The organism is Alkalibacterium putridalgicola (assembly GCF_900109825.1).
Classification (GTDB): Bacteria; Bacillota; Bacilli; order Lactobacillales; family Carnobacteriaceae_A; genus Alkalibacterium; species Alkalibacterium putridalgicola.
The window spans coordinates 25,274-47,999 of record NZ_FOBL01000017.1; the positions used below are offsets into that span (position 1 = coordinate 25,274).

At 47.8% G+C, this 22,726-nt stretch carries 13 protein-coding genes; all 13 read left to right on the top strand.

Features of this window, described 5'->3' with window-relative positions:
- Positions 1 to 65 precede the first annotated feature (65 nt).
- The 13 genes from BMX84_RS06930 to BMX84_RS06985 all read left to right on the top strand — a co-directional run bounded on the left by BMX84_RS06930 (position 66) and on the right by BMX84_RS06985 (position 22,379).
- Positions 66 to 1,376 carry a sugar ABC transporter substrate-binding protein gene (locus tag BMX84_RS06930; RefSeq protein ID WP_091488371.1) on the top strand — a complete coding sequence of 437 codons (1,311 nt, stop codon included), beginning with the start codon at positions 66 to 68 and terminating at the stop codon, positions 1,374 to 1,376.
- 160 nt (positions 1,377 to 1,536) lie between these two features.
- Positions 1,537 to 2,853, top strand: a complete 1,317-nt coding sequence (locus BMX84_RS06935; protein WP_091488372.1) for a sugar ABC transporter permease — start codon at positions 1,537 to 1,539, stop codon at positions 2,851 to 2,853.
- Positions 2,853 to 3,731, top strand: a complete 879-nt coding sequence (locus tag BMX84_RS06940; RefSeq protein WP_246119121.1) for a sugar ABC transporter permease — start codon at positions 2,853 to 2,855, stop codon at positions 3,729 to 3,731. Before BMX84_RS06935 ends, BMX84_RS06940 begins: the two co-directional genes overlap by 1 nt.
- 103 nt (positions 3,732 to 3,834) lie before the next feature.
- A complete protein-coding gene (locus tag BMX84_RS06945; protein ID WP_091488373.1) occupies positions 3,835 to 9,624 on the top strand; it encodes a pullulanase in 5,790 nt (1,929 codons plus the stop codon).
- A 527-nt stretch (positions 9,625 to 10,151) separates the two neighbouring features.
- Positions 10,152 to 11,825, top strand: coding sequence for a glycoside hydrolase family 13 protein (locus tag BMX84_RS06950; protein WP_091488377.1), 1,674 nt, complete (start codon positions 10,152 to 10,154; stop codon positions 11,823 to 11,825).
- 404 nt (positions 11,826 to 12,229) lie between these two features.
- Positions 12,230 to 13,774, top strand: a complete 1,545-nt coding sequence (locus BMX84_RS06955; protein ID WP_091488380.1) for a flavocytochrome c — start codon at positions 12,230 to 12,232, stop codon at positions 13,772 to 13,774.
- 427 nt (positions 13,775 to 14,201) lie between these two features.
- The gene (locus tag BMX84_RS06960) at positions 14,202 to 15,908 is read left to right on the top strand and encodes a glycoside hydrolase family 13 protein (protein WP_091488382.1); all 1,707 of its coding nucleotides are present in this window, start codon (positions 14,202 to 14,204) and stop codon (positions 15,906 to 15,908) included.
- Positions 15,909 to 15,931: 23 nt separating this feature from the next.
- Positions 15,932 to 18,115 carry a PTS transporter subunit IIBC gene (locus tag BMX84_RS06965; protein WP_091488384.1) on the top strand — a complete coding sequence of 728 codons (2,184 nt, stop codon included), beginning with the start codon at positions 15,932 to 15,934 and terminating at the stop codon, positions 18,113 to 18,115.
- A gap of 21 nt (positions 18,116 to 18,136) precedes the next feature.
- Entirely contained in the window at positions 18,137 to 18,985 is an 849-nt protein-coding gene (locus BMX84_RS06970; protein WP_091488386.1) for an endonuclease/exonuclease/phosphatase family protein, read from the top strand.
- 304 nt (positions 18,986 to 19,289) lie between these two features.
- Complete coding sequence (locus tag BMX84_RS12505) at positions 19,290 to 19,418, top strand: hypothetical protein (RefSeq protein WP_143058692.1); 129 nt, start codon at positions 19,290 to 19,292, stop codon at positions 19,416 to 19,418.
- A 255-nt stretch (positions 19,419 to 19,673) separates the two neighbouring features.
- Positions 19,674 to 19,985, top strand: a complete 312-nt coding sequence (locus BMX84_RS06975) for a toxin-antitoxin system YwqK family antitoxin (RefSeq protein WP_143058693.1) — start codon at positions 19,674 to 19,676, stop codon at positions 19,983 to 19,985.
- A 197-nt stretch (positions 19,986 to 20,182) separates the two neighbouring features.
- Positions 20,183 to 21,661 (top strand): ABC transporter substrate-binding protein/permease, encoded by a 1,479-nt coding sequence (locus tag BMX84_RS06980; protein ID WP_177165497.1) that lies wholly within the window; start codon positions 20,183 to 20,185, stop codon positions 21,659 to 21,661.
- Entirely contained in the window at positions 21,654 to 22,379 is a 726-nt protein-coding gene (locus BMX84_RS06985; RefSeq protein WP_091488396.1) for an amino acid ABC transporter ATP-binding protein, read from the top strand. Before BMX84_RS06980 ends, BMX84_RS06985 begins: the two co-directional genes overlap by 8 nt.
- Positions 22,380 to 22,726: the final 347 nt, after the last annotated feature.

Sequence of the window (22,726 nt, forward strand, 5' to 3'; positions counted from 1 at the left end):
TTCCTTTTGTTTGGCAAACTGATGTAAGGAACGAGAAACAAATATAAAAAATAGGAGGCAACACAATGATAGATAAGAAGTTATGGTACAAAGGAATGTTACTGCTTTCAACAGCTGGGGTCCTTGCAGCATGCGGAACAGGCGACAACACGGATTCAGAAGATACTTCAGGAGACACAACTGAAGAAACCTCAGAAGATACAACCACAGAAGGCGAAACAGCAAGCCAGGACACTCCTGAAAAACCTGAATCGCTACATATTTGGGTCAACGATGAAGAAGCACAATTGAACGCCTACGAAGAAATCACTTCAAACTTCACTGAAGAACATGGTATTGAAGTCGAGATCACACCTTACAGCATGCTTGAACAGACAGAAGGAATGAGCTTGGATGCACCAAGTGGACAAGGTCCAGACCTGTTCTTCCAGCCGCATGACCGTATGGGCGATATCCATCTGCAAGGTTTAGCTGCAGAACTTGAGCTGACCGATGATCAGATGGAACGTCTAGGCGAGTATAACGAAGATGCTGTGACAGCATTCAGTTATGAAGGCGCACAGTACGGTATTCCAGCGGTTGTTGAAACTTACGGCCTGTTCATCAATACAGATTTAGTTGATGAAGTACCGGAAACAATGGAAGAGCTGACACAAACAGCAGCTGAACTGACAGAAGGCGAACAATACGGCTTCATGATGAATGCTGCAGACTTGTACTTCACATATCCGTTCATCACTGCTGACGGCGGCTACATTTTTGCACAGAACGAAGACGGTTCATATGACACATCAGATATCGGCTTGAACACACCAGAAGCTGTTTCTGCTGTAGAAAGAATCCAAGGCTGGTTCGAAGATGGACTAATGCCTCAAGGGACTGACCTGGAAGTTGCTAACAGCCTATTCATGGACGGTCAAGTCGGCATGATCATCAACGGCCCTTGGGCTATTCCAGACTATCAGGAAGCTCTTGGAGACAGCTTGATGGTTGCAGAACTGCCAACGCAGGACGGCGAACCATTGAACTCATTCTCAGGAAACAAAGGCTGGTTAGTCAACTATTACTCAGAAGATCAGCACTGGGCAACTGAATTGGCACTTTACATGACGAATGCAGAAAGCTCAGAAACTTACTATGAAGTAGCCGGTGAACTGCCTGCGCATACTGCTGTTGAGATCGAAGATGAATTGATGGCACCGATCTTCGCCCAGACTCAAAATGCTCATCCAATGCCAAATATCCCAGAAATGCAACAAGTTTGGGAGCCAATGAATGACGCATTAACATTCATCCAGCAAGGTGATGATGTACAGGAAGTCTTAGACGAAGCTGTTTCAACGATCGAATCAGAAATTTCACTGATGGGTCAATAATAAGAATCGCAGTTTGACGTCAAGCTAATTTGAAAAGGGAGATTGAGCAATAACAGACTCAATCTCCTTCTTCATCTTAGTTATTTATGTGTATAGAGCTGATTCAGTCAACTCTTTAGACATAAGTGACTGCTATAGGGAGAGTAGAAGGAGAGAGATTATGGCTAGTAACGAGAATCAAAATAAACCGTCTCAGACTCGGGTGAAGAATCTGGACCACAGCCCCAAAAAGGCGATGCTGTTGTCGATCATTCCGGGTATGGGTCAAATATATAATAAACGAAAACTGAAAGGGATTGCGCTGTTCATACTGTTTGCCGCGTTTGCATTCGTGATGTTCGATTTTGTCGCTTCCGGACTGCAGGGACTCATCACTTTGGGGACAGAGGCACGTGTGGATGATTCACGTGTGTTCATGATCGAAGGAATCCTGGCACTGCTTTTCACTGTGTTCTACGCATCACTCTACTGGGTCAATATCCAGGATGCAAAAAATGAAGCACAGAAAATCAGAGACGGGTGGACTCCCGGAGGGGTGATGGAAAACTTCCGCAATTCCTGGGATACCGCTTTTCCGTATGTCCTGATCGGTCCCGGATTTGCCCTCCTAGTGTTTGTGGTCATCCTGCCGCTTTTATTCATGGGATTTTTAGCTTTCACCAACTACAACTTGTATAATGCACCACCGCGTAACCTGCTTCAGTGGGTCGGCTTTGAAAACTTTATTCGTCTAGTGACGCTATCTGAATGGCGTGACACCTTTATCAGTGTTCTGACCTGGACGATCACCTGGACATTCGTTGCAACCACACTGCAGATCGCTCTGGCGATGTTCCTGGCTATCCTGACCAATGATAAGCGGATAAAATTCAAGAAACTGATCCGAACCGTCCTGATCCTGCCGTGGGCTGTGCCCGGCTTTGTTACAATCATCATTTTCTCTGCCTTGTTCAATGACAACTTTGGTGCGATCAACACAGACATCATTCAGCCCTTATTCAATACGACGATACCCTGGATGACAGAAGTCATGTGGAGTCGGATCGCCATCATCATGATCCAGGTCTGGCTCGGGTTCCCGTATGTTTATGCGTTGTTCTCCGGAGTCCTTCAAGGAATATCCGATGACTGGTATGAAGCGGCAGAGATGGATGGTGCATCGCGCTGGCAGAAATTTACAAACATCACGTTCCCGCATCTGATGTTTGCGACAGGTCCGCTGCTCTTGACGCAGTATACCTTCAACTTTAATAACTTCAATATTATTTATCTGTTCAATGAAGGGGGTCCGGCTGTTCGCGGACAGAATGCCGGCGGAACAGATATCCTGATCTCCTGGGTCTATAATTTGACCTTTACTAACTCACAATTCAGTATGGCTGCTGCCATATCACTGATACTGGGACTGATCGTCGCGACCTTCGCATTCTTCCAGTTCAGACGCTCACGCTCATTCAAAGAGGAGGGTAACATGTAATGAAAAAACTTTTCAGTAAAATGCGCGACCGACAATACAGCCGCAAAGAAAAAAGCCGCTTTGAAGTTGCTCTCATCTACTTCATCTTGGCTATCATGTTTGTCATCATTGCTTACCCGCTTTACTGGGCTTTTGCGATGTCGATGAACACAACAAGTAACCTTTATACAGCTTCCCTTTCTCCGGAAACCTGGTCACTGGAAAATTTCAGATGGCTGTTTACGAGTCCAAGAAGTGACTACTTGCTCTGGTACAGAAACACCTTGTTCGTATCCACAGTCGTGACAGTCGTGACCACACTGACAGTCAGTTTTGTCGCTTATGCTTTTTCCCGTTACCGGTTCAAAGGACGCAAGAACGGTTTGTATGCCTTCCTGCTCCTGCAGATGTTCCCGGTACTGATGGCTATGGTAGCCTTGTACATCCTGCTTAATATCGTAGGACTGCTAGATAACTTATGGGGTCTGATCCTCATCTATATCGGCGGAGGGATTCCTATGAATGCCTTCCTGGTCAAAGGTTACTTCGACACCCTGCCGAAATCGCTGGATGAATCAGCTAAGATGGACGGGGCCGGGCACTTCAGGATCTTTTTCCAGATCCTCCTGCCACTGGCCAAACCGATTTTATCTGTTGTGGCCTTGTTCAACTTCATGACCCCGTTCATGGACTTTATTCTGCCGCGTATCGTTCTTAGAAGTCCTGAGAACTACACGCTGGCGCTGGGGCTTTACAACTTCGTGAACGCGCAGTTCTCTAACAACTTCAGCCGTTTTGCTGCCGGTGCTGTACTGATTGCTGTACCGATCGCTACAGTTTATCTGATGCTGCAGAAATATCTGATTTCCGGACTGGCATCGGGCGCGACAAAAGGGTAACACTTATAACACAATTCCATACTCTCCTTACGTTTGTTTGTGGGGAGAGTTTCTTTTTGCCGAAAATGAGAGCGTTAACACTAAAACTATAGGGGAGAATCACATGAACAGAAAAACGAAACCTGCTTTATCCGCATTCTTTGCGGTCGTTCTGCTTTTCCAGACGTTAGCTAATGTTTTTCCATTTGTCACGCTGGTCCAGGCTGAAGAAAGCCGGACGGTCCGGATACATATGGAAACAGAGTCGATCGCTAACGACTTGTCTCTATGGCTGTGGGGAGATGTCGTCACCCCGTCGGACGCTGACGGCAACACTTGGCCGAATGGCTCGCTGTTTTCCAAAGAACAGACCACTGATTTCGGCTACTATCAGGATGTAGAAATCATCGATGACGCCCAGGAGGTCGGGTTTGTGGCTGTTTACGGCGACGGGACCAAGTACATCGATGCAGACTTGACCGCAGAGATCCATGCCCAAGTGGATGAGATCTGGGTCAGTTCAGACGGATCGATCTCGTATTTTGAACCCGTCGATTTTGAGACACCGACGCTTCGTGTGCATTACTTGAATGATGCGGTCAATTATGACGACCTCGGCGTCTGGTTCTGGGGTGATGCACCGAATCAGCCGCAGGAATGGCCGACAGATGCGGTACCATTCTCAGCTGATCAGGTCGGTAAGCATGGAGCTTATGTTGATATTCCCGTCAATGCAGACGCAGGAAGCGTTGGTTTTCTGATCGTTGACCGGACGCAGGATGATGTGAAACTGACCGGTGATCTGTCTTTTGCTTCCTTCGATACACAGAATCAGGTTTTTGTCACCGATGAACAACCTGATCAGACCTTTACGAATCCTTTTTATATCTCTGAAACTGTAGAAGAAGAAACACCGGAAGAATCAGAAGGCACAGCTGACATCACTGTGGAAGCTGCCGTCGACCGCTCATTCAATTACAATGAACACGGTCTTCTTGATGTCACGATAACGAACAACTCAGACCTGGCTATCGACCGTATCGAGGCGGATGCCTCAGCGATCGGCGGTCCAAGCGACCTGGCTATCTCGCCGGAGCTCAACCGAGTCACCCTGTCCGCTGATCATACCGTTCAGCCGGGGACTTATACGATCCCTGTCAGTGTCTGGGACGAGAACAACGGACGCTACAGCACACAGACAGATGTGACGATCGAAGCCAGGACCAAGGCTGAAGGCGAGCGAGACTGGGATGAAGAGATCATTTACTTTATGCTCACCGACCGCTTTGCTGACGGCGATGAATCGAACAATGATCCGTACGGTCTGGATTATGCTAGTGCAGATAATCCGCGCGGGGCCTATCAGGGCGGGGACTTCAACGGGGTCACCGAAAACCTGGACTATCTGGACGACTTGGGCGTATCAACGATCTGGGTCTCACCGATCGTCGAAAACGTGGCGCAGGACGTCAATACGGATGCCTCAGAAGGCAGTTACTATGCCTATCACGGCTACTGGGCGCAGGATTTTGAAGAACTGAATCCGCACCTTGGTACCCTTGAAGAATTTCACACCCTGATCGATGAAGCGGCAGCCCGCGGCATCGATATCATGGTCGATGTGGTCCTGAACCATGCAGGCTACGGCATGCATCCGACCGACGGCATGGAAAATGCGCCCGAGGGCTATCCGACAAATGAAGACCGTCAAGTCTTTGACGGCATGCTGAGAGAAACATCTGGCGCGGGCGACCTGAAAATGGAACTGTCCGGTCTGCCTGACTTTGAAACTGAGCGACAGGACGTCCGCGAACAGCTGGTCCAGTGGCAGTCTTCCTGGGTCGAAAAATCAACGACGGCACAGGGGAATGCTATTTCAAGCTACCGCGTGGATACCGTCAAGCACGTCGACGATACGACCTGGCAGCACTTTAAGAATGAATTAGTCGAAAAAGACCCGTCCTTCAAACTGATCGGAGAATCATGGGGCGCCAACTATATCAGCGACCATGGGTATCTGGAAACAGGCATGATGGACAGCCTGCTCGATTTTGGTTTTAAAGACGTGGCAGCTGCTTTTGCCGGCGGGAATCTGGAAACAGCCAACGATACACTGATCGAACGCAACAACACACTTACAAGCGATGCTACCCTGGGACAATTCCTAGGCAGTCACGATGAAGACGGCTTCCTTCACTCTCAAGGAAATGATGAAGGAAAACTGAAACTAGCTGCTTCCCTGCAGATGACTGCTAAAGGTCAGCCCGTCATTTATTACGGTGAAGAACTGGGGCAAAGCGGTGCCAACAACTGGCCGGAATATGATAACCGCTATAATCTTGGCTGGGACCAAGTCGAAAACAACGGGGTTCTGGACCACTATCAGAAGCTGCTGTCATTCAGAAATGAAAACAGTGAACTGCTGGCACGCGGAAACCGCGAAACTTTCTTGGGTTCCAACGATGACCAGTGGCTGATGGTGGAACGTTCACTTGAAGATGAGTCTGTTTACATGGCTTTCAACGTTTCAGACGAACCGCAGATCATCACAGTGGAAACGGCTACAGCTGAAGCTCAGCTGACCGATCACTATTCACTTGAAACCATGCAGGCGATGGAAAAAGACGGCACTTACAGCTTGACCTTTACGATCCCAGCCATTTCAGATGGCGGGACGGCGCTTTTGACTATCGAAAACGGCGAACTGGTCTCTGAAGAAGTCAGTGTACCGGGAGAAGATGGACAGACAGAAGAAAAGGAAGTGGAAGACGGATTTTTTCGCCTCCATTTTGAAAGCCTTCCGTCAACTGATCCGGAAACTCTGGGTCTTTGGATTTGGGAAGATGTAGCGGCTCCTTCAGAAAACTGGCCGACAGGCGCCTTGTCATTCGGCGATGCTGTTGAAACAGACTACGGCTATTACCTGGACATCGAACTGGCAGAGAATCCTGAACTGATCGGCTTTTTGATAAATGACACAACAGGTGCCAATCTGACAGGGGAGATGAGCGTCCGTCTCCTGACTCCTAATATGAATGAAGCCTGGGTAGATGCGGACTATGCAATCTATCCCTACGAACCTCTGGCTGACGACATTCTGCGTGTCAACTATAGCCGTCAAGAAGCAGATTACGACGGCTGGGCTCTTTGGACGTGGGAAGATGTCCTGGAACCGACAAGCGACTGGCCGACTGGCGCGCATGATCTCGATACATTCGGCGACGACGGCGCTTATTTCGATGTGCCGCTGACTGAAGATGCTGGATCTGTCGGCTTCCTGTTCCTGAACAAAGAGTCAGATGAACAGACCGGGGATTACATGTTCACAGAAGCAGCCGAACACACACAAGTCTTTATTAGAGAAGGTGACGAAACGATTTATACGAATCCATACTATGCCAGCCAGGCCGGCATGGACAGAGCCGAACTGATTTCTGAAACAGAGATCGAGGTCTTCTTCCATACGGTCGAAGGACTGACAGAAGAGACGATCAGAGAAAAACTTGCACTGACAGATGGAAATAACGAAACAGTGACGATCGATGCGATCAGTATCGATGCAGAAAACAATGCAGTCACTTTGACCGGTGACTTTTCAGTAGCGAACGCTCCTTATACCGTCAGCTTTGACGAGAAATCAGTCGACGCACTGATGGGCTGGCGACTGAAAGATGCCCTGTATGCCTATGACGGCGAGTTGGGACTTGATTTGAGAGAAGACGGAACAGCTACACTCAAAGTCTGGTCGCCAAGTGCGGATGACGTCCGTGTCGTCCTTTATGACAAAGACGATCAAGATACTGTCGTTAGTGACGATATCCGAATGACTGCAAAAGATTCCGGTGTCTGGGAAGTTGAACTTAATGCCGACACGACGGGGATCGACGATCTCACAGGCTATTACTACCACTTTGCGATCGAGCGCGACGGCGAGACCGTGCTGGCACTAGACCCTTATGCCCGTTCGATGGCCGCCTGGAACAGCAGTGATCCGGACAGCACGATCGGCAAAGCGGCGATTGTGAATCCGAGCCAACTTGGACCGGAACTGGATTACGCCAATATCAACGGTTATGAAAAACGCGAAGATGCGATCATTTATGAGATCCATGTCAGAGACTTTACGTCTGACCCCGAGATCGCTGATGAACTAAACAGTCAGTTCGGTACGTTCAGCGCCTTTGTGGAGAAACTGGACTACATCGAAAGTCTGGGCGTGACCCATGTCCAGCTGCTGCCAGTGATGAGCTACTTCTTCGCCAATGAATTTGAAAACGGCGAAAGACTGCTGGACTATGCCTCAACAGACACGAACTATAACTGGGGCTATGACCCGCAGAGCTACTTCTCCCTGACAGGGATGTATTCGGAAAATCCGGAAGATCCTGAAAAACGCATTGAAGAATTCAAGAATTTGATCGCTGAGATCCACGAGCGCGATATGGGTGTCATCCTAGACGTGGTTTACAACCATACGGCACGCACAAGTATTTTCGAGGATCTTGAACCGAATTACTACCACTTCATGGATGCAGACGGCACGTCACGCGAAAACTTTGGCGGCGGACGTCTGGGAACGACCCATGCGATGTCCCGCCGGATCCTCGTCGATTCGATCACATACTGGGTGGAGGAATTCAAAGTCGATGGCTTCCGCTTCGACATGATGGGCGACCATGACGCAGAAAGTATCCAGATGGCTTACGATGAAGCGAAAGCATTGAATCCGAACATCCTGATGATCGGTGAAGGCTGGCGCACGTTTGCCGGTGACGAAGGTTACGAAGATGTTATGCCGGCTGACCAGGATTGGATGCAGCACACGGACGGCGTCGCTTCCTTCTCAGACGACATGCGAAACGAACTGAAATCCGGCTTCGGCAGTGAAGGCGAACCGCGCTTCCTGACAGGTGGAGCCCGTTCAGTCCAGCGTATTTTTGATAACCTGACCGCAAATCCTGAGAACTTTACAGCGGATGATCCGGGCGACGTTGTGCCTTATATTGCGGCTCACGACAATCTGACGCTGCATGACGTGATCGCTCAGTCGATCCAGAAAGACCCGGCTCTGCATGAAGAAGAGATCCACGAACGTATCCGTTTAGGCAACCTGATGGTCCTGACGGCACAAGGCACACCGTTCATTCATGCCGGTCAGGAATACGGCCGCACCAAGCAGTTCCGTGATCCCGACTTCATTGAACCCGTGTCTGAAGACCAGGTTCCTTACAAGTCGACCTTCATCACTGATTCTGACGGTGAACCGTTTGAGTATCCGTACTTCATTCATGATTCCTACGACTCAACGGATATCATCAATCGCTTTGACTGGAACAAGGTCACGGATGAAGACGCTTATCCGATCCACACACAGACGAAAGACTATACCGCCGGGCTGATCGCACTGCGTCGCAGCACGGATGCCTTCAGTAAAGGAACGATGGAAGAGATCGCTGAAATGGTTACCTTAGTCGACGTACCTGAAGTGGCAGACAATGATCTGGTCATCGTCTACCGTGCCGAAGATTCAAACGGCGACAGCTACCTGGTCATGGTCAATGCGGACGACAAAGAACGTACGCTGACACTGGACACAGACCTGACTGACGGATATGTCCTGGTTGACGGCAAAGAAGCCGGCACACGTCCGGTCAGCGAGCCGGAAGGTGTCGAAATTTCTGAAAATACAGTCACACTGGATGCTTTGACTGCTTCCGTCGTCTTGTTTACTGAACGAGACATGACTGAAGAACCTGAACATCCTAGTGATTCAGCACCTGGAAAACAGGACGGTCACCCACGTGACTCTGCGCCTGGCCAGCAAGACGGTCACCCGCGCGATCACGCACCGGGAAGACAGAACAAACCACAGAAAGATAACCCGAGCAGCAAAGCGCCGGGTCAAAACAAGTAACGAGATATGAATCATGTGAATGAGGAAAGCTCTGGCTGAACCCAGAGCTTTTTTCTGTTTAAGGGGCTTTTAAGAAGGGAAATAGTCGTCTTTGGACGACTATTGACAACATTGAAAAGAAAGATCCGCCAAATTTCAAGTTCGGCTGTCTTTTTTCAAGGCTTAGATTTTTGAATAGCCGTAACTCGATCAGGAACCTTGAAGCGAGTTCGGGTTATAACGCTCTATAGCCCTAACTCAAGGGCAGAATGGTCAGCGAGTTCCTGTAATAGAGGCTAATAACCGGAACTCAGGGCGAGCATCCAACGCGAGTTCCTGTAATAGAGGCTGATAGCCGGAACTGAGAGTGAGCATCCGACGCGAGTTCCTGTAATAGAGGCTGATAACCGGAACTCAGGAATAAAAATTACTGTTGAATGGATCGCTTTCGGGCTATAAGATAAGTTTAGGAATAAATAAACAGAAAATTTCAAAAAGCTTGATCACACAGACAACAATATCGTCAACATCGGGGAGGAACTAGCAAAATGAAAAAACAGTGGTGGAAAGAAGCCGTTGCTTATCAGATATACCCACGCAGCTTTTATGATTCCAATGGGGACGGGATCGGTGACCTGCAGGGCATTATACAGAAACTTGATTACTTAAAAGACTTAGGGATCGAGGTGATCTGGATCAACCCGATCTATCAGTCGCCCAATGATGATAATGGTTACGATATCAGTGATTTCTATGACATCATGGATGATTTCGGGACGATGGCTGATTTTGACGAGCTGCTTAAAGAAGTCCATGACCGCGGCATGAAGATCATCCTGGATCTGGTGATCAATCATACTTCAGATGAACACGAATGGTTCTTAGAATCCCGTTCGTCTAAAGACAATCCTTATCGTGACTTTTATATCTGGCAGCCGGGCAAGCCGGATGGATCGCCAGTCAACAACTGGGAATCCTTTTTCGGCGGCTCGGTCTGGGAATATGATGAAAAGACTGAGGAATACTACATGCATATCTTTTCGAAAAAACAGCCCGACTTAAACTGGGAAAACCCGCAGGTGCGAGAGCGCTTGTATGAGATGGTCAACTGGTGGCTTGATAAAGGGATCGACGGCTTCAGAGTCGATGCAATCACGCATATCAAAAAGAGAGAAGGCTTTCCTGATTTGCCAAACCCGCTCAAAAGAAAGTATGTCCAGTCAAATAGAGGTCATGCCAATCAGCCTGGGATCGATGAGTTTTTGAGCGAATTTGTTGAGAGGACGATTAAAAACTATGATGTGATGACTGTCGGAGAGGCCGGGGGAGCTAAGTTTGAAGAGGCAAGACACTGGATAGGAGAAGAAGACGGGTATTTTAATATGATTTTCCAATTTGATCATCTTGGACTGTGGAAAGCCAAAGACGGCAAGCTGGATATGGAGAAGTTGAAGACAGTCATGACGAAATGGCAGAAAGGGCTTGAGGGTGAAGGCTGGAATGCGCTCTTTATCGAAAATCATGATCAGCCTAGAAGTGTTTCGACCTGGGGCGATGATACTGCTTTTAGAAAAACATCGGCAAAAGCCTTCGCGACCTTCTATTTCTTTATGCAGGGGACGCCCTTCATCTATCAGGGCCAGGAGATCGGCATGACGAATGTGCGCTTTGACTCGATTGAAGCTTACAATGATACGGGTCTGATCAACTTGTACGAACATGAAACAAAGAACGGCATGTCTCATGAAGAAATGATGAGCTATATCTGGAAGAATGGGCGCGATAATGCGCGAACACCCATGCAGTGGTCAAATGCATCCCAGGCTGGCTTCACGACCGGGACGCCCTGGTTTGGTGTGAACCCTAATTACCCAAATATCAACGTCGAAGAAGCGGTAAAAGATCCGGATTCGATACTTAATTACTATAAAAAAATGATCAAACTGAGGAAAAGTTTGCCTGCCCTTATTTATGGGTCATATGAATTGATTGCAGAAGAACACCCGCAGGTTTTTGCTTATCTGAGACTATACAAGGATGAGCGTTATGCTGTAATCGTTAATCTGTTCAATGAACCCACTGAGATCAGTCTTGATGATGATCTGGAAATGGAAGAGCTGCTTCTGTCTAATTACGCATCCGAGGATGTCTTGAATCACACGATGCAGTTGTCACCCTATGAAGCACGCGTGTATAAGCTGTCAAAACTGGAAACATCCTAAAACTGCCGGAGAATAATGTCTGACCGGTGTAAGTTTAATTGAAAAAGGTCTTTTACAAGCGTTCTTAATTAGACATGCAGTAAAGGCGTAACAGTAACATATGGAAGGTTCCTGCCTAAAGCGGGAACCTTTTTGGTTGTACAACAATGGACGTTGGTGAGACAAAATTTCACTAACGTCCTTTTTATGATATAAGGCGTGATGACTTAACATCGGAATAGTACTGGAAAATCAATGGCTTTGTCTTAAACAAGGGTCTAAAGGCAGGATATAAAGCAGTAACGTAAACCGGTTTCGTAACACTTTATAACTAAATTACCATTTGTCTTTAATGTTTAATCAGTTCATATATGGTATTCTTTTTTAAGTGATTTTATTCACAATTAAAAAAGGGAGATTTTACAATGAAAAATAAATTATTACTTAGAAGTTTGTTAGGGATTTCGCTATTTCTTACAGGGTGTTCAGATTCTGAGGATACAGCCGCAACAGATTCTGCTACAGATGAAACAGCCAGTGAAGTAGAAAAAACTGAAACGGGTAGCGAAGAAAGAGACGTTGTGACATCTGCGACTTACCGCGAGTACACAGATATTTCAGAACTAGAAGACAGTTATGACGTCATCATTGTTGGATCCGGTGGAGCGGGATTATCAGCAGCCATTGAAGCAAAAGATGCCGGAGCCAATCCGGTCATATTCGAAATGATGCCTGTTGCGGGTGGGAACACTAAAAAATCTTCTGCTGGCATGAATGCCTCGGAAACAAAATTTCAGGAAGCAGCAGGAGTTAAGGATACAAACGCTGCCTTTTTCAATGAAACTTTAGCGGGCGGTAACGAAACAAATAACGAAGAATTACTACACTACATGGTTGACCATTCGGCAAATGCCATCGACTGGCTGGATTCCATCGGCATTACATTGGATAACTTGACCACGACAGGTGGGATGAGCGTTGAACGTACGCACCGCCCATCCGACGGTTCTGCAGTTGGAGAGTATTTGGTCAACGGACTTTTAGACAACATCGAAGAACGTGAAATTCCAGTGTTCGTTAATTCTCAAGTAACGCAACTGTTGGAAGAAGACGGCAAAATCACTGGAGTGGAAGTTCTAGTCGGTCAGACAGAGGAGAGAACGGTCAATTCTGAAGCAGTAGTTGTCGCTACAGGTGGATTTGGTGCCAATCCGGAGATGGTCGTCGAATACGATCCGGATCTCGAAGGATTCGTAACGACAAATCACGAAGGAAGCACGGGTACAGGAATCGACATGATTTCCGCTTTAGGTGGGGATGTCGTTGATATGAGTGACATCCAGATCCACCCGACCGTTCAGCAGTCTTCCGGCTATTTGATCACTGAAGCTGTGCGAGGTGAAGGGGCGATTCTGGTATCTAAAGAAGGTATACGCTTTACCAATGAGATGAATACGCGGGATATCGTTTCTGCAGATATTATCGCACTGCCTGAGCAGAAGGCTTACCTGATTTTTGACGATGGCGTCAGAGAACGCGTGAAAGCAATTGAAAAATACGATAGTGAAGGATTTGTGATGACAGGAGAGTCGCTTGAAGCGCTTGCCGAGGCCATGTCCTTACCTGAAGAAGCTTTGAAAGAAACAGTCGAAGCGTGGAACACTGCCGTAGCTGAAGGCAAGGATGAAACCTTCAACCGCAGCACAGCCATGGATGAAGACTTGTCTACGGGCTCGTATTATGCCATTGAAGTTGCGCCAGGTGTTCACCATACAATGGGTGGCGTACGCATCAATACTTTAACAGAAGTATTAAATACTCAAGGAAATAAGGTAAACGGCTTGTATGCTGCCGGTGAAATGACAGGCGGCATTCACGGTTCAAACCGTATCGGCGGGAATGCCGTTGCAGATATTATTATTTTCGGAAGACAAGCCGGTAAACAAGCAGCCGGTTATGTGACAGAGTAATCTTTTTATATCAAGAGGCTAAGATAAAAGGCCTCTCAAAAAACGCACTTCCAACCCTACTGAACAATTTTTTCCAGTAGGGGGAGTGCGTTTTTTTCGTTTATTAAAGCTAACGAAAGTGGGACGAATTTTTCCAGAAAAACACTTTTGTTTCAGCCTCATTATCTTTAAAGAACTTTTAGGGAGAACTATTGATTATTTGTTCACCCTAAGTGCTATACTGTAAGCTATTTGATGCCTTTTAAATCCGTTGACTATCTTATTCTATCACTTTAAGAACCTGATACCGATAACAATGGAATTAGTGTTGAATGAAACCGATTCAGCCTATATGATTAGTGATGTTGAAAAAACATTACCAGATGTCTAGACAAGCTTAACCAAACAGAAAAATATTAACGTTTTCATAGGAGAGTGAAAAAGAGGAATGAAGAAACAATGGTGGAAAAAAGCCGTGGCGTACCAGATATATCCACGCAGTTTTTTTGATTCCAATGGCGATGGGGTCGGTGACCTTCGCGGGATCATAGAAAAGCTTGATTACATAAAGGACCTGGGCATCGATGTGATCTGGGTCAGCCCGATCTATCAGTCGCCCAATGATGATAACGGATACGACATCAGTGACTACCATGCGATCATGGATGAATTCGGTACCATGAGAGACTTTGACGAGCTGCTGGAAGAGACCCATAAGCGCGGCATGCGTATCATTATGGATCTCGTCATCAATCACACGTCGGATGAACACGACTGGTTCGTCGAAGCCCGGTCATCAAAAGACAGCCCATACCGGGACTATTATATCTGGCATCCGGGGACACCCGATGGCTCCGATATCAACAACTGGGAATCGATCTTCGGCGGTTCGGTCTGGGAATATGACGAGCAGTCCAAAGAGTACTATATGCACGTCTTTTCAAAAAAACAGCCGGATCTGAACTGGGAAAATGCGGAAGTCCGCGAGAAATTGTATGAAATGGTGAACTGGTGGTTGGACAAAGGGATCGACGGCTTCCGTATCGATGCAATATCGCACATCAAGAAGAAAAACGGCTTTCCGAATATGCCGAATCCTTTGAATAAAAAATACGTGCCATCTTTTGATGGACACATGAATCAGTCCGGGATCGATCTGTTTTTATCAGAATTTGCTGAACGGACGCTGAAAAACTATGATGTCATGACGGTCGGTGAAGCGAATGGTGTAACGATAAAGGATGCAGACCGATGGGTAGGTGAAGAAAGCGGATACTTCAACATGATCTTCCAGTTCGAACATCTGGGGCTCTGGGGATCGAATGGTGACGGTCTGGATATCCATGAACTGAAAGAAGTGATGACCCGCTGGCAGCGCGGTCTGGACGGTCGCGGTTGGAATGCCTTGTTTATCGAAAACCACGATCTGGCCCGTTCTGTATCAACCTGGGGCAATGACGGCGACCTGAGAAAGACGTCGGCCAAAGCGCTGGCCACCTTCTACTTCTTCATGCAGGGCACGCCCTTTATTTATCAGGGACAGGAGATCGGCATGACGAATGTCCAGTTCGATTCGATCGAGGACTATGATGATGTCGGCATGAAAAACATGTATGCGATAGAAACGGAGAATGGACAAACGCATGACGAGATCATGGCCTACATCTGGAAAAACGGGCGCGATAATTCGCGGACACCGATGCAGTGGTCCAATGAACCAGAAGCCGGTTTCACGACAGGCACGCCGTGGTTTGGTATAAATCCAAATTATCCCGATATCAATGTCGAACAGGCGCTGAACGATCCGGATTCCATTTACTACTACTATAAAAAGATGATCCAGATGCGTCGAACCACACCCACGCTGATCTACGGGCACTATGAACTGATCGCCAAAGAACATGATCATGTCTATGCCTATCTGAGATCGTTTGACGGCGTGGAATATGCTGTCATCGTGAACCTTTTCAATCAGTCAACATCGCTTGACCTGACGGAAGAACTGGAACTTGGTGAGATGAAACTGAGTAATTATAAAGTGAGAGATGAATTAAATACGCGCATGGTATTACGTCCTTATGAAGCACGGGTATATAAAGTAGCCAAACAGAAAGTCTGGCACGATCCAAACTACTATACTCTGGACAACAAATAATTATAGAATAGAGGAGAAGCATCATGAAAAAGATTATGAATTTTGAATTCTGGCAGAAATTCGGCAAGGCCCTGATGGGTGTTATCGCCGTTATGCCGGCAGCGGGACTGATGATCAGTATCGGTGGGTCGATCCCGCTGATCGATCCGGATCTGCAGGCACTTGTCGCTGTAGGAAGTGTCATTGAAAATATCGGCTGGGCCATTATCGGGAACCTGCACATCCTCTTCGCTTTGGCGATCGGAGGAAGCTGGGCGAAAGACCGTGCCGGCGGGGCCTTTGCGGCCGGGATCAGTTTTATCCTGATCAACCGCATCACGGGAGCAATCTTCGGTGTCACCGGGGACATGCTGGCCGATGAATCAGCAGTTACACAGACCCTGTTCGGCACAGAGATCCCTGTAGACGGCTACTTTGTCAGTGTGCTGGAAGCCCCGGCTCTGAACATGGGTGTCTTCGTCGGGATCATTGCCGGTTTTATGGGAGCTATGGCGTTCAATAAGTACTACAACTTCAGAAAACTGCCGGATGCCTTGTCTTTCTTTAACGGCAAACGCTTCGTGCCTTTCGTCGTTATCCTTTGGTCGCTGATCGCTTCGATCGTATTAGCTTTTGTCTGGCCAGTCATTCAGGGCGGCATCAACAGCTTTGGTGTCTGGATCGCTGAATCACAGGATACGGCACCCGTTCTCGCACCGTTCTTATTCGGGACGCTGGAACGCCTGCTCCTGCCGTTCGGCCTTCACCACATGCTGACGATCCCGATCAACTACACACCGCTTGGCGGAACGTATGAGATCTTAAGCGGCGCACAGGAAGGCGCTTTGGTCTTCGGACAAGATCCCCTGTGGCTCGCCTGGGCAAGAGACTTAGTCAACCTGGATCAGGCCGGCGACACGAGCACGTATCAGTATGCTGTAGAAAACTTCGTTCCCGCACGATTCAAAGTCGGCCAGATGATCGGTTCTTCAGGAACGTTGATGGGGCTTGCTTACGCCATGTATAAGAACGTGGATGCTGACAAGCGCAAGGCGTATAAATCCATGTACCTTTCAGCTGCACTGGCTGTCTTCCTGACGGGTGTCACAGAACCGCTGGAATTCATGTTCATGTTTGCCGCCATGCCGCTTTATGGTGTCTATGCCCTGGTTCAGGGGCTGGCATTTGCCATGGCAGATATCGTACCGCTGCGTATCCACGCCTTTGGTAACATCGAACTGCTGACCCGAACCCCTCTGGCTCTGCGGGCCGGACTGGGCTGGGACCTGATCAACTTTATCTGGGTCACCCTGCTGTTCGCTGTGGTCATGTACTTCATCGCAGACTTTTTGATCAGGAAGTTCAAGTATGCGACGCCCGGCCGTAAAGGGAATTATGAAAACAACGGGCAAGGCGAAGCTTCGGGAGAAAAAGTAGATGCGTCTCAGCAGGTCTATGATGTCATTCACCTGCTCGGCGGGAAAGAAAACATCTCTGACGTCGATGCCTGCATGACTCGCCTGCGTGTCACAGTCAAAGATACCGCTAAAGTCGGTCCTGAAGCCAGCTGGAAGAAAGCCGGCGCAATGGGGCTGGTCCATAAAGATACCGGCGTTCAGGCCATTTACGGACCCAAAGCCGATGTGCTGAAATCTGATATCCTGGATGTTCTGGAGTCTAGTGCAGTGATACCGGCATCGTCGATCGGTTTAGACGCGTCTTCAGAAAAACCGGCTCATACGGATAAAAAAGAAGCCAAGCCTAGTGTTGAAACCAGCACACAAACCATTTATTCTGTAGCTAACGGTCGCGTCCTTCCTATTACAGAGGTCAATGATCAGGTCTTTTCTCAGAAAATGATGGGTGACGGCTTTGCAGTCGTTCCTTCCGACAACGATGTCGTTTCACCGGTTTCAGGCACAGTGAGCAGCATCTTCCCGACAAAACATGCCATCGGACTGGAAACAGCTGAAGGCCTTGAAGTGCTGGTCCACATGGGGATCGACACGGTGGAACTTGAAGGGGCTGCCTTTGATGTGAAGGTCGAAGCAGACCAGACTGTTGAAGCCGGCCAGTCCCTGGCGACCATGTACCGCAGTAAAGTAGAAGAGGCAGATAAAGACACCTCTATTATGGTCGTCTTCACGAACCTTAAAGAAAATCAGTCGTTCGAACTGACTGCTGACAATGATGTGAAAGCCACAGACCGTATCGGTCGCGTGAACTAATTTAGTCAAGGAGAGTGTGAAATGAAGGTCCTGACTCTGAATACCCATGCATGGATGGAAGAGGATCCTTATGATAAAATCAATAAAATCGTCGACAGAATTCAGGCGCAAGCCTATCGTTTCGTCGCGCTTCAGGAAATCAACCAGTCACTGGATGCAGAAGTGACAGCGGATCCCGGCTTCATCAAAGCGGGAGGCGATGACCCGAGTGTGCCTGTCAAAGCCGACAACTTTGCCCTGCTGATCGTTGAAGGATTGAGGGCGAGAGGTCTGGATTATTACTGGAGCTGGACGGCCAATCATATCGGGTATGACATATACGATGAAGGTGTCGCGATCCTCTCGCAGCTGCCTTTTGAAGCAGAAAGCTTTCTTGTATCAGATTGCCAGGATTACGCGCATCACTATACCCGCCGTGTCCTGAAGGCTTCGGTCGAAGCAGCGCCTAACACATGGACGTTCCTTTCCTGCCACTATTCCTGGTGGAAAGACGGGGAAGGCCGTGAATTGTTTAAGAACGAATGGACTAAAACGCTGAGCCTGCTTGAAGACGATAAAGAAACCTCACTCTTAGTCATGGGTGACTTTAATAATGAAGCATCGATACGAGAAGAAGGTTATGAGTTGGTCAACGTGACGGCCCCTTTCATATCGGACAGTTATACTGAAGCGATGGAAAAAATCGGAGACGCGACAGTGATCAGCGCCATCGACGGCTGGAATGATCATCCGGACGAAAAGCGGATCGATTACATCTTTACAGATAACAGAAAAAGGATCGACCGCTACCGTGTGGTCTTTGATGGTCAGAACGGTCCAGTCGTCAGCGATCATTTCGGCATCGAAGCAGAAATTACTGAAAACAACTAAATAAAAGCTGAAACCTGCAGCGACTTAGCAAAGTCATCCTGCAGGTTTTTTTGCCGCAATAAAATGGTCTGGGGATAGTCGGAGTGATATACTAAATGTATGAAATCGTTCGATGAAAAATTTAGAAACAAAAACACTGGGCGGTAATGCCTGTGCCCTCACGACCGAGAAGATGACTGGAACTCAGCCCGGATCAGGAGGCTTGATCTTTCATCCGTAGTTATCGGGCGGATGTGCGCCGTCACGGAATGCCAACGCAGGAGAGTCTTTCTACGGACTGGCCATGTATCATAAGAGAGAACAGATGCTGCGTGACGTTCTTGAAGGCATCAATATGAATTTATATACAGTCTTTAGAGCTCTTGAAGAAGTCATCGGCCGGCCCACCAAAATATATGCCACCGGCGGCTTCGTCAAATCAGACACTGGCTGATGTCTTTGACCAGGAGGTGCATTTTTCGGAAACAGTTGAAAACGCCTGTCTGGAGCTGCTGTTCTTGGCTGGTATGTTTAGGAGAGATCAAGGACTTATCTGAAGTGGAAAGATGGTCGATACCAGGACAATCACTGAACCGTATCCTGACAGTTTAGCTGCGTATCAGGACCTATTGTTCATTTAAGCAAGACTTAGCCGTCTGTTTGAAGTGGAATATGACAGTCTCACTTCCTTTCGGGAAAATACAAGTAAGTGAAAAGGAGAGAAGAAGGGAACCCTTCGACTAATATGCCGGATAAACAAACGTATGCCAACGGACAGAAAGTTTATGAACTGAACGGAGACACCCTGACGTATTACTTCATCGATGGTACAGTTAAATCCAAAGGAACCTATAATGATGAGCAGATGGAGGGGGAATGGGTCTTTTACCGCAAGACCGGGGAACTGTGGCAGGTCGGTCAGTTTAAAGGCGGTCAGAAACATGGACGCTGGATCCGTTACTCTAGAGACGGAGAAATCGAATATGATGAAGAATTCAGAGCAGGGAAACAAATCAAATAATAAAAAACGGAAAAGGAATGAGCTCAGACTCATTCTTTTTTTTGCATGTTTATTTAATTTTATACATTAAAAATACATATAAAGTATGAAAACGTTATTAATTATTCTTTTTTAACTTATATATTGCATATTTATATCGACGATGGTATGATTCTTTCTAAGTTGCTCAACGAAGGACAACAAAGGGGAGAATAAGAATGAAAAAAAGTGTTTATGTCGTACTTACTTTATTACTTGTTCTGACAGGACTGTTTATACCGTCAGAAGAAGTTGCAGCAGAAGATGGCGCCGCTCTGAAACGTGTTCAGGACGAAGGCGTACTGGTCGTGGGGACCAGCGCGGACTTTCCGCCGTTTGAATTTTATGCTGAGGTAGACGGGGAGCGTCAAGTCGTGGGGATGGACATGATGATCGCCCAGAAGATCGCAGACGATTTAGGCGTTGATTTGGAAATACAGGATATCGGCTTTGACAGTCTTTTGCCTGCTCTGGAAGCACGAAATGTCGATATCGTCATTGCGGGGATGACACCGACAGCAGAGCGCCGTAAGAGTGTCGACTTTTCAGAGATCTATTTCAAGACCTTCCAGAATATAATGATCAGAGCTGAAGATAAGGATGTTTATACCTCCATCGAATCGCTCAAAGGCTTGCCTATCGGTGTTCAGTCCGGCTCGCTTCAGGAAGGCTTGGCGGAACAGATAGAAGATGCTGAACTCATGAGCTTGACTAGCCTGAGCGATTTGCTGCTGGCTTTGAAAACAAATCGTATCGAGGCCATGGTCATGCAGGGGCCTAATGCGGAAGCACATGCCGGTAATGATGAGGATTTATTTACCTTTGTCGGCGAGTTTGAAATGGAAGACGACGATGCAGGGTCAGCTGTCGCTTTCAGACAAGGCGAGGATTCACTGGTCACTGCAGTCAATGAAAGCCTGGCTGAAATCGCAGAACAGAACCTGACAGACGACTACTTGGTCGTGGCCGGGGAATACATGGTCCAATCCGAAACGGATGAAGACGGCGAAGAAGTCGAAACAGGCTTTGCTTCAGATTACTGGCAGTACTTCTGGGACGGGACGAAAATCACCCTGCTTATTTCGGCAGTTTCTGTCTTCTTCGGACTTATACTTGGAGCGATCCTGGCTTTGATGCGTCTGTCCAAAACAGCTCTGTTCAGATTTTTCGCTACCGCTTATATCGAATTTGTCCGCGGGACGCCGATGCTGATACAGGTCATGTTCATCTATTTTGCTTCAGGCATGTTTTTCAATCTGCCGGCCTTGACCGCGGGGATCATCGCCGTGTCACTGAACTCGGGGGCCTATATCGCTGAGATCATCCGAAGTGGTTTGAATTCGGTAGACAAGGGACAGGAAGAAGCGGCTAGAAGTCTTGGCATGGGTAAAAACGATGCGCTGCGTCATATTATCTTCCCTCAGGCTTTAAAGAACATCTGGCCCGCTCTTGGGAATGAATTCATTACGATCATTAAAGAGTCTTCAATCGTGTCGGTCATTGGTGTCGGAGAACTGATCTTCCAGACTCGTGTCGTCCGTTCGATCTCCTTCCAGGGGATCCTGCCTCTCTTTATAACGATGATGGTCTACTTTGTCTTGACCTTTAGCCTGACTAAACTACTGAACTTCTATGAGGGGAGAATGAACCATGATTAAAGTGAATCACCTAAAGAAATCATTTGGAAAGAATGTTGTCCTGAAAGATATCAATGAGGAATTCAATCAGGGGGAAGTCGTCGTGGTCATCGGGCCATCGGGTTCGGGGAAATCAACGTTTCTGCGCTGCCTGAATCTGCTTGAAGAACCGACTGATGGGGAAGTCGTGTTTGAAGGAACGGCCTTGACTGGACTGAAGGAAAAGGACTTGAACGAGCTGCGTCAGAAGATGGGCATGGTTTTCCAGCAGTTCAACCTGTTTCCGCATAAAACGGCACAGGAGAACCTGACGATCGCCCCCGTCAAGTCAAAAGGGGTCTCGCAAGCTTCTGCTGAAAGGAAAGCAGTGGATCTGTTGAACCAGGTGGGACTGGGCGATAAAGTCGCAGCCTATCCAGCGAGTCTTTCCGGCGGTCAGCAGCAGCGTGTCGCAATCGCCCGTGCTTTGGCGATGGATCCGGATGTGATGCTGTTTGACGAACCGACCTCGGCTTTGGATCCGGAGATGGTCGGCGAGGTCTTGAAAGTCATGAAGGATCTAGCGCAGTCGGGCATGACGATGGTCGTCGTCACGCATGAAATGGGCTTTGCAAGGGAAGTGGCAGACCGCGTCCTGTTCATGGATGACGGCTATATCGTGGAGCAGGGAACGCCTGAACACATTTTCACGCAGCCGACGCATGAACGTACCCAGGATTTCCTGGCAAAAGTATTATAATTCTGATGGAGCACAAAGTCTTTAACTGGACTTTGTGCTTTTTTTGAATAAGGTAGTGCTTACTGGGAATAGGTATCTTAGATTGAGTAAGTTTGTCTGCTTATAGCGAACGAACAGGCCGAAGGTGAGCCTGTTCGGTCATTAGACGTTTCTTGACGCTATTGACCGACCGAAGTTGGCCCCGGTTCGGCAACTAGGAGATGCAGGACTGAACAAACATGTCGAAGACGCTCATCTTCGGTAAGTAGAGCTGGTTATTCTTTGTGTATCAGCTGAAGTTCCAAGCCCACGATTCCAAGATCCCAGCTCCAGTCCCCCATCCCTAATACCCCGATTCTAAGCCCCCA

What these genes read in the sequence shown, in the direction of transcription:
- BMX84_RS06930 (WP_091488371.1), top strand. Translation starts at nt 66, where the DNA reads ATGATAGATAAGAAGTTATGGTACAAAGGAATGTTACTGCTTTCAACA.
- BMX84_RS06935 (WP_091488372.1), top strand. Translation starts at nt 1,537, where the DNA reads ATGGCTAGTAACGAGAATCAAAATAAACCGTCTCAGACTCGGGTGAAG.
- BMX84_RS06940 (WP_246119121.1), top strand. Translation starts at nt 2,853, where the DNA reads ATGAAAAAACTTTTCAGTAAAATGCGCGACCGACAATACAGCCGCAAA.
- BMX84_RS06945 (WP_091488373.1), top strand. Translation starts at nt 3,835, where the DNA reads ATGAACAGAAAAACGAAACCTGCTTTATCCGCATTCTTTGCGGTCGTT.
- BMX84_RS06950 (WP_091488377.1), top strand. Translation starts at nt 10,152, where the DNA reads ATGAAAAAACAGTGGTGGAAAGAAGCCGTTGCTTATCAGATATACCCA.
- BMX84_RS06955 (WP_091488380.1), top strand. Translation starts at nt 12,230, where the DNA reads ATGAAAAATAAATTATTACTTAGAAGTTTGTTAGGGATTTCGCTATTT.
- BMX84_RS06960 (WP_091488382.1), top strand. Translation starts at nt 14,202, where the DNA reads ATGAAGAAACAATGGTGGAAAAAAGCCGTGGCGTACCAGATATATCCA.
- BMX84_RS06965 (WP_091488384.1), top strand. Translation starts at nt 15,932, where the DNA reads ATGAAAAAGATTATGAATTTTGAATTCTGGCAGAAATTCGGCAAGGCC.
- BMX84_RS06970 (WP_091488386.1), top strand. Translation starts at nt 18,137, where the DNA reads ATGAAGGTCCTGACTCTGAATACCCATGCATGGATGGAAGAGGATCCT.
- BMX84_RS12505 (WP_143058692.1), top strand. Translation starts at nt 19,290, where the DNA reads ATGCTGCGTGACGTTCTTGAAGGCATCAATATGAATTTATATACAGTC.
- BMX84_RS06980 (WP_177165497.1), top strand. Translation starts at nt 20,183, where the DNA reads ATGAAAAAAAGTGTTTATGTCGTACTTACTTTATTACTTGTTCTGACA.
- BMX84_RS06985 (WP_091488396.1), top strand. Translation starts at nt 21,654, where the DNA reads ATGATTAAAGTGAATCACCTAAAGAAATCATTTGGAAAGAATGTTGTC.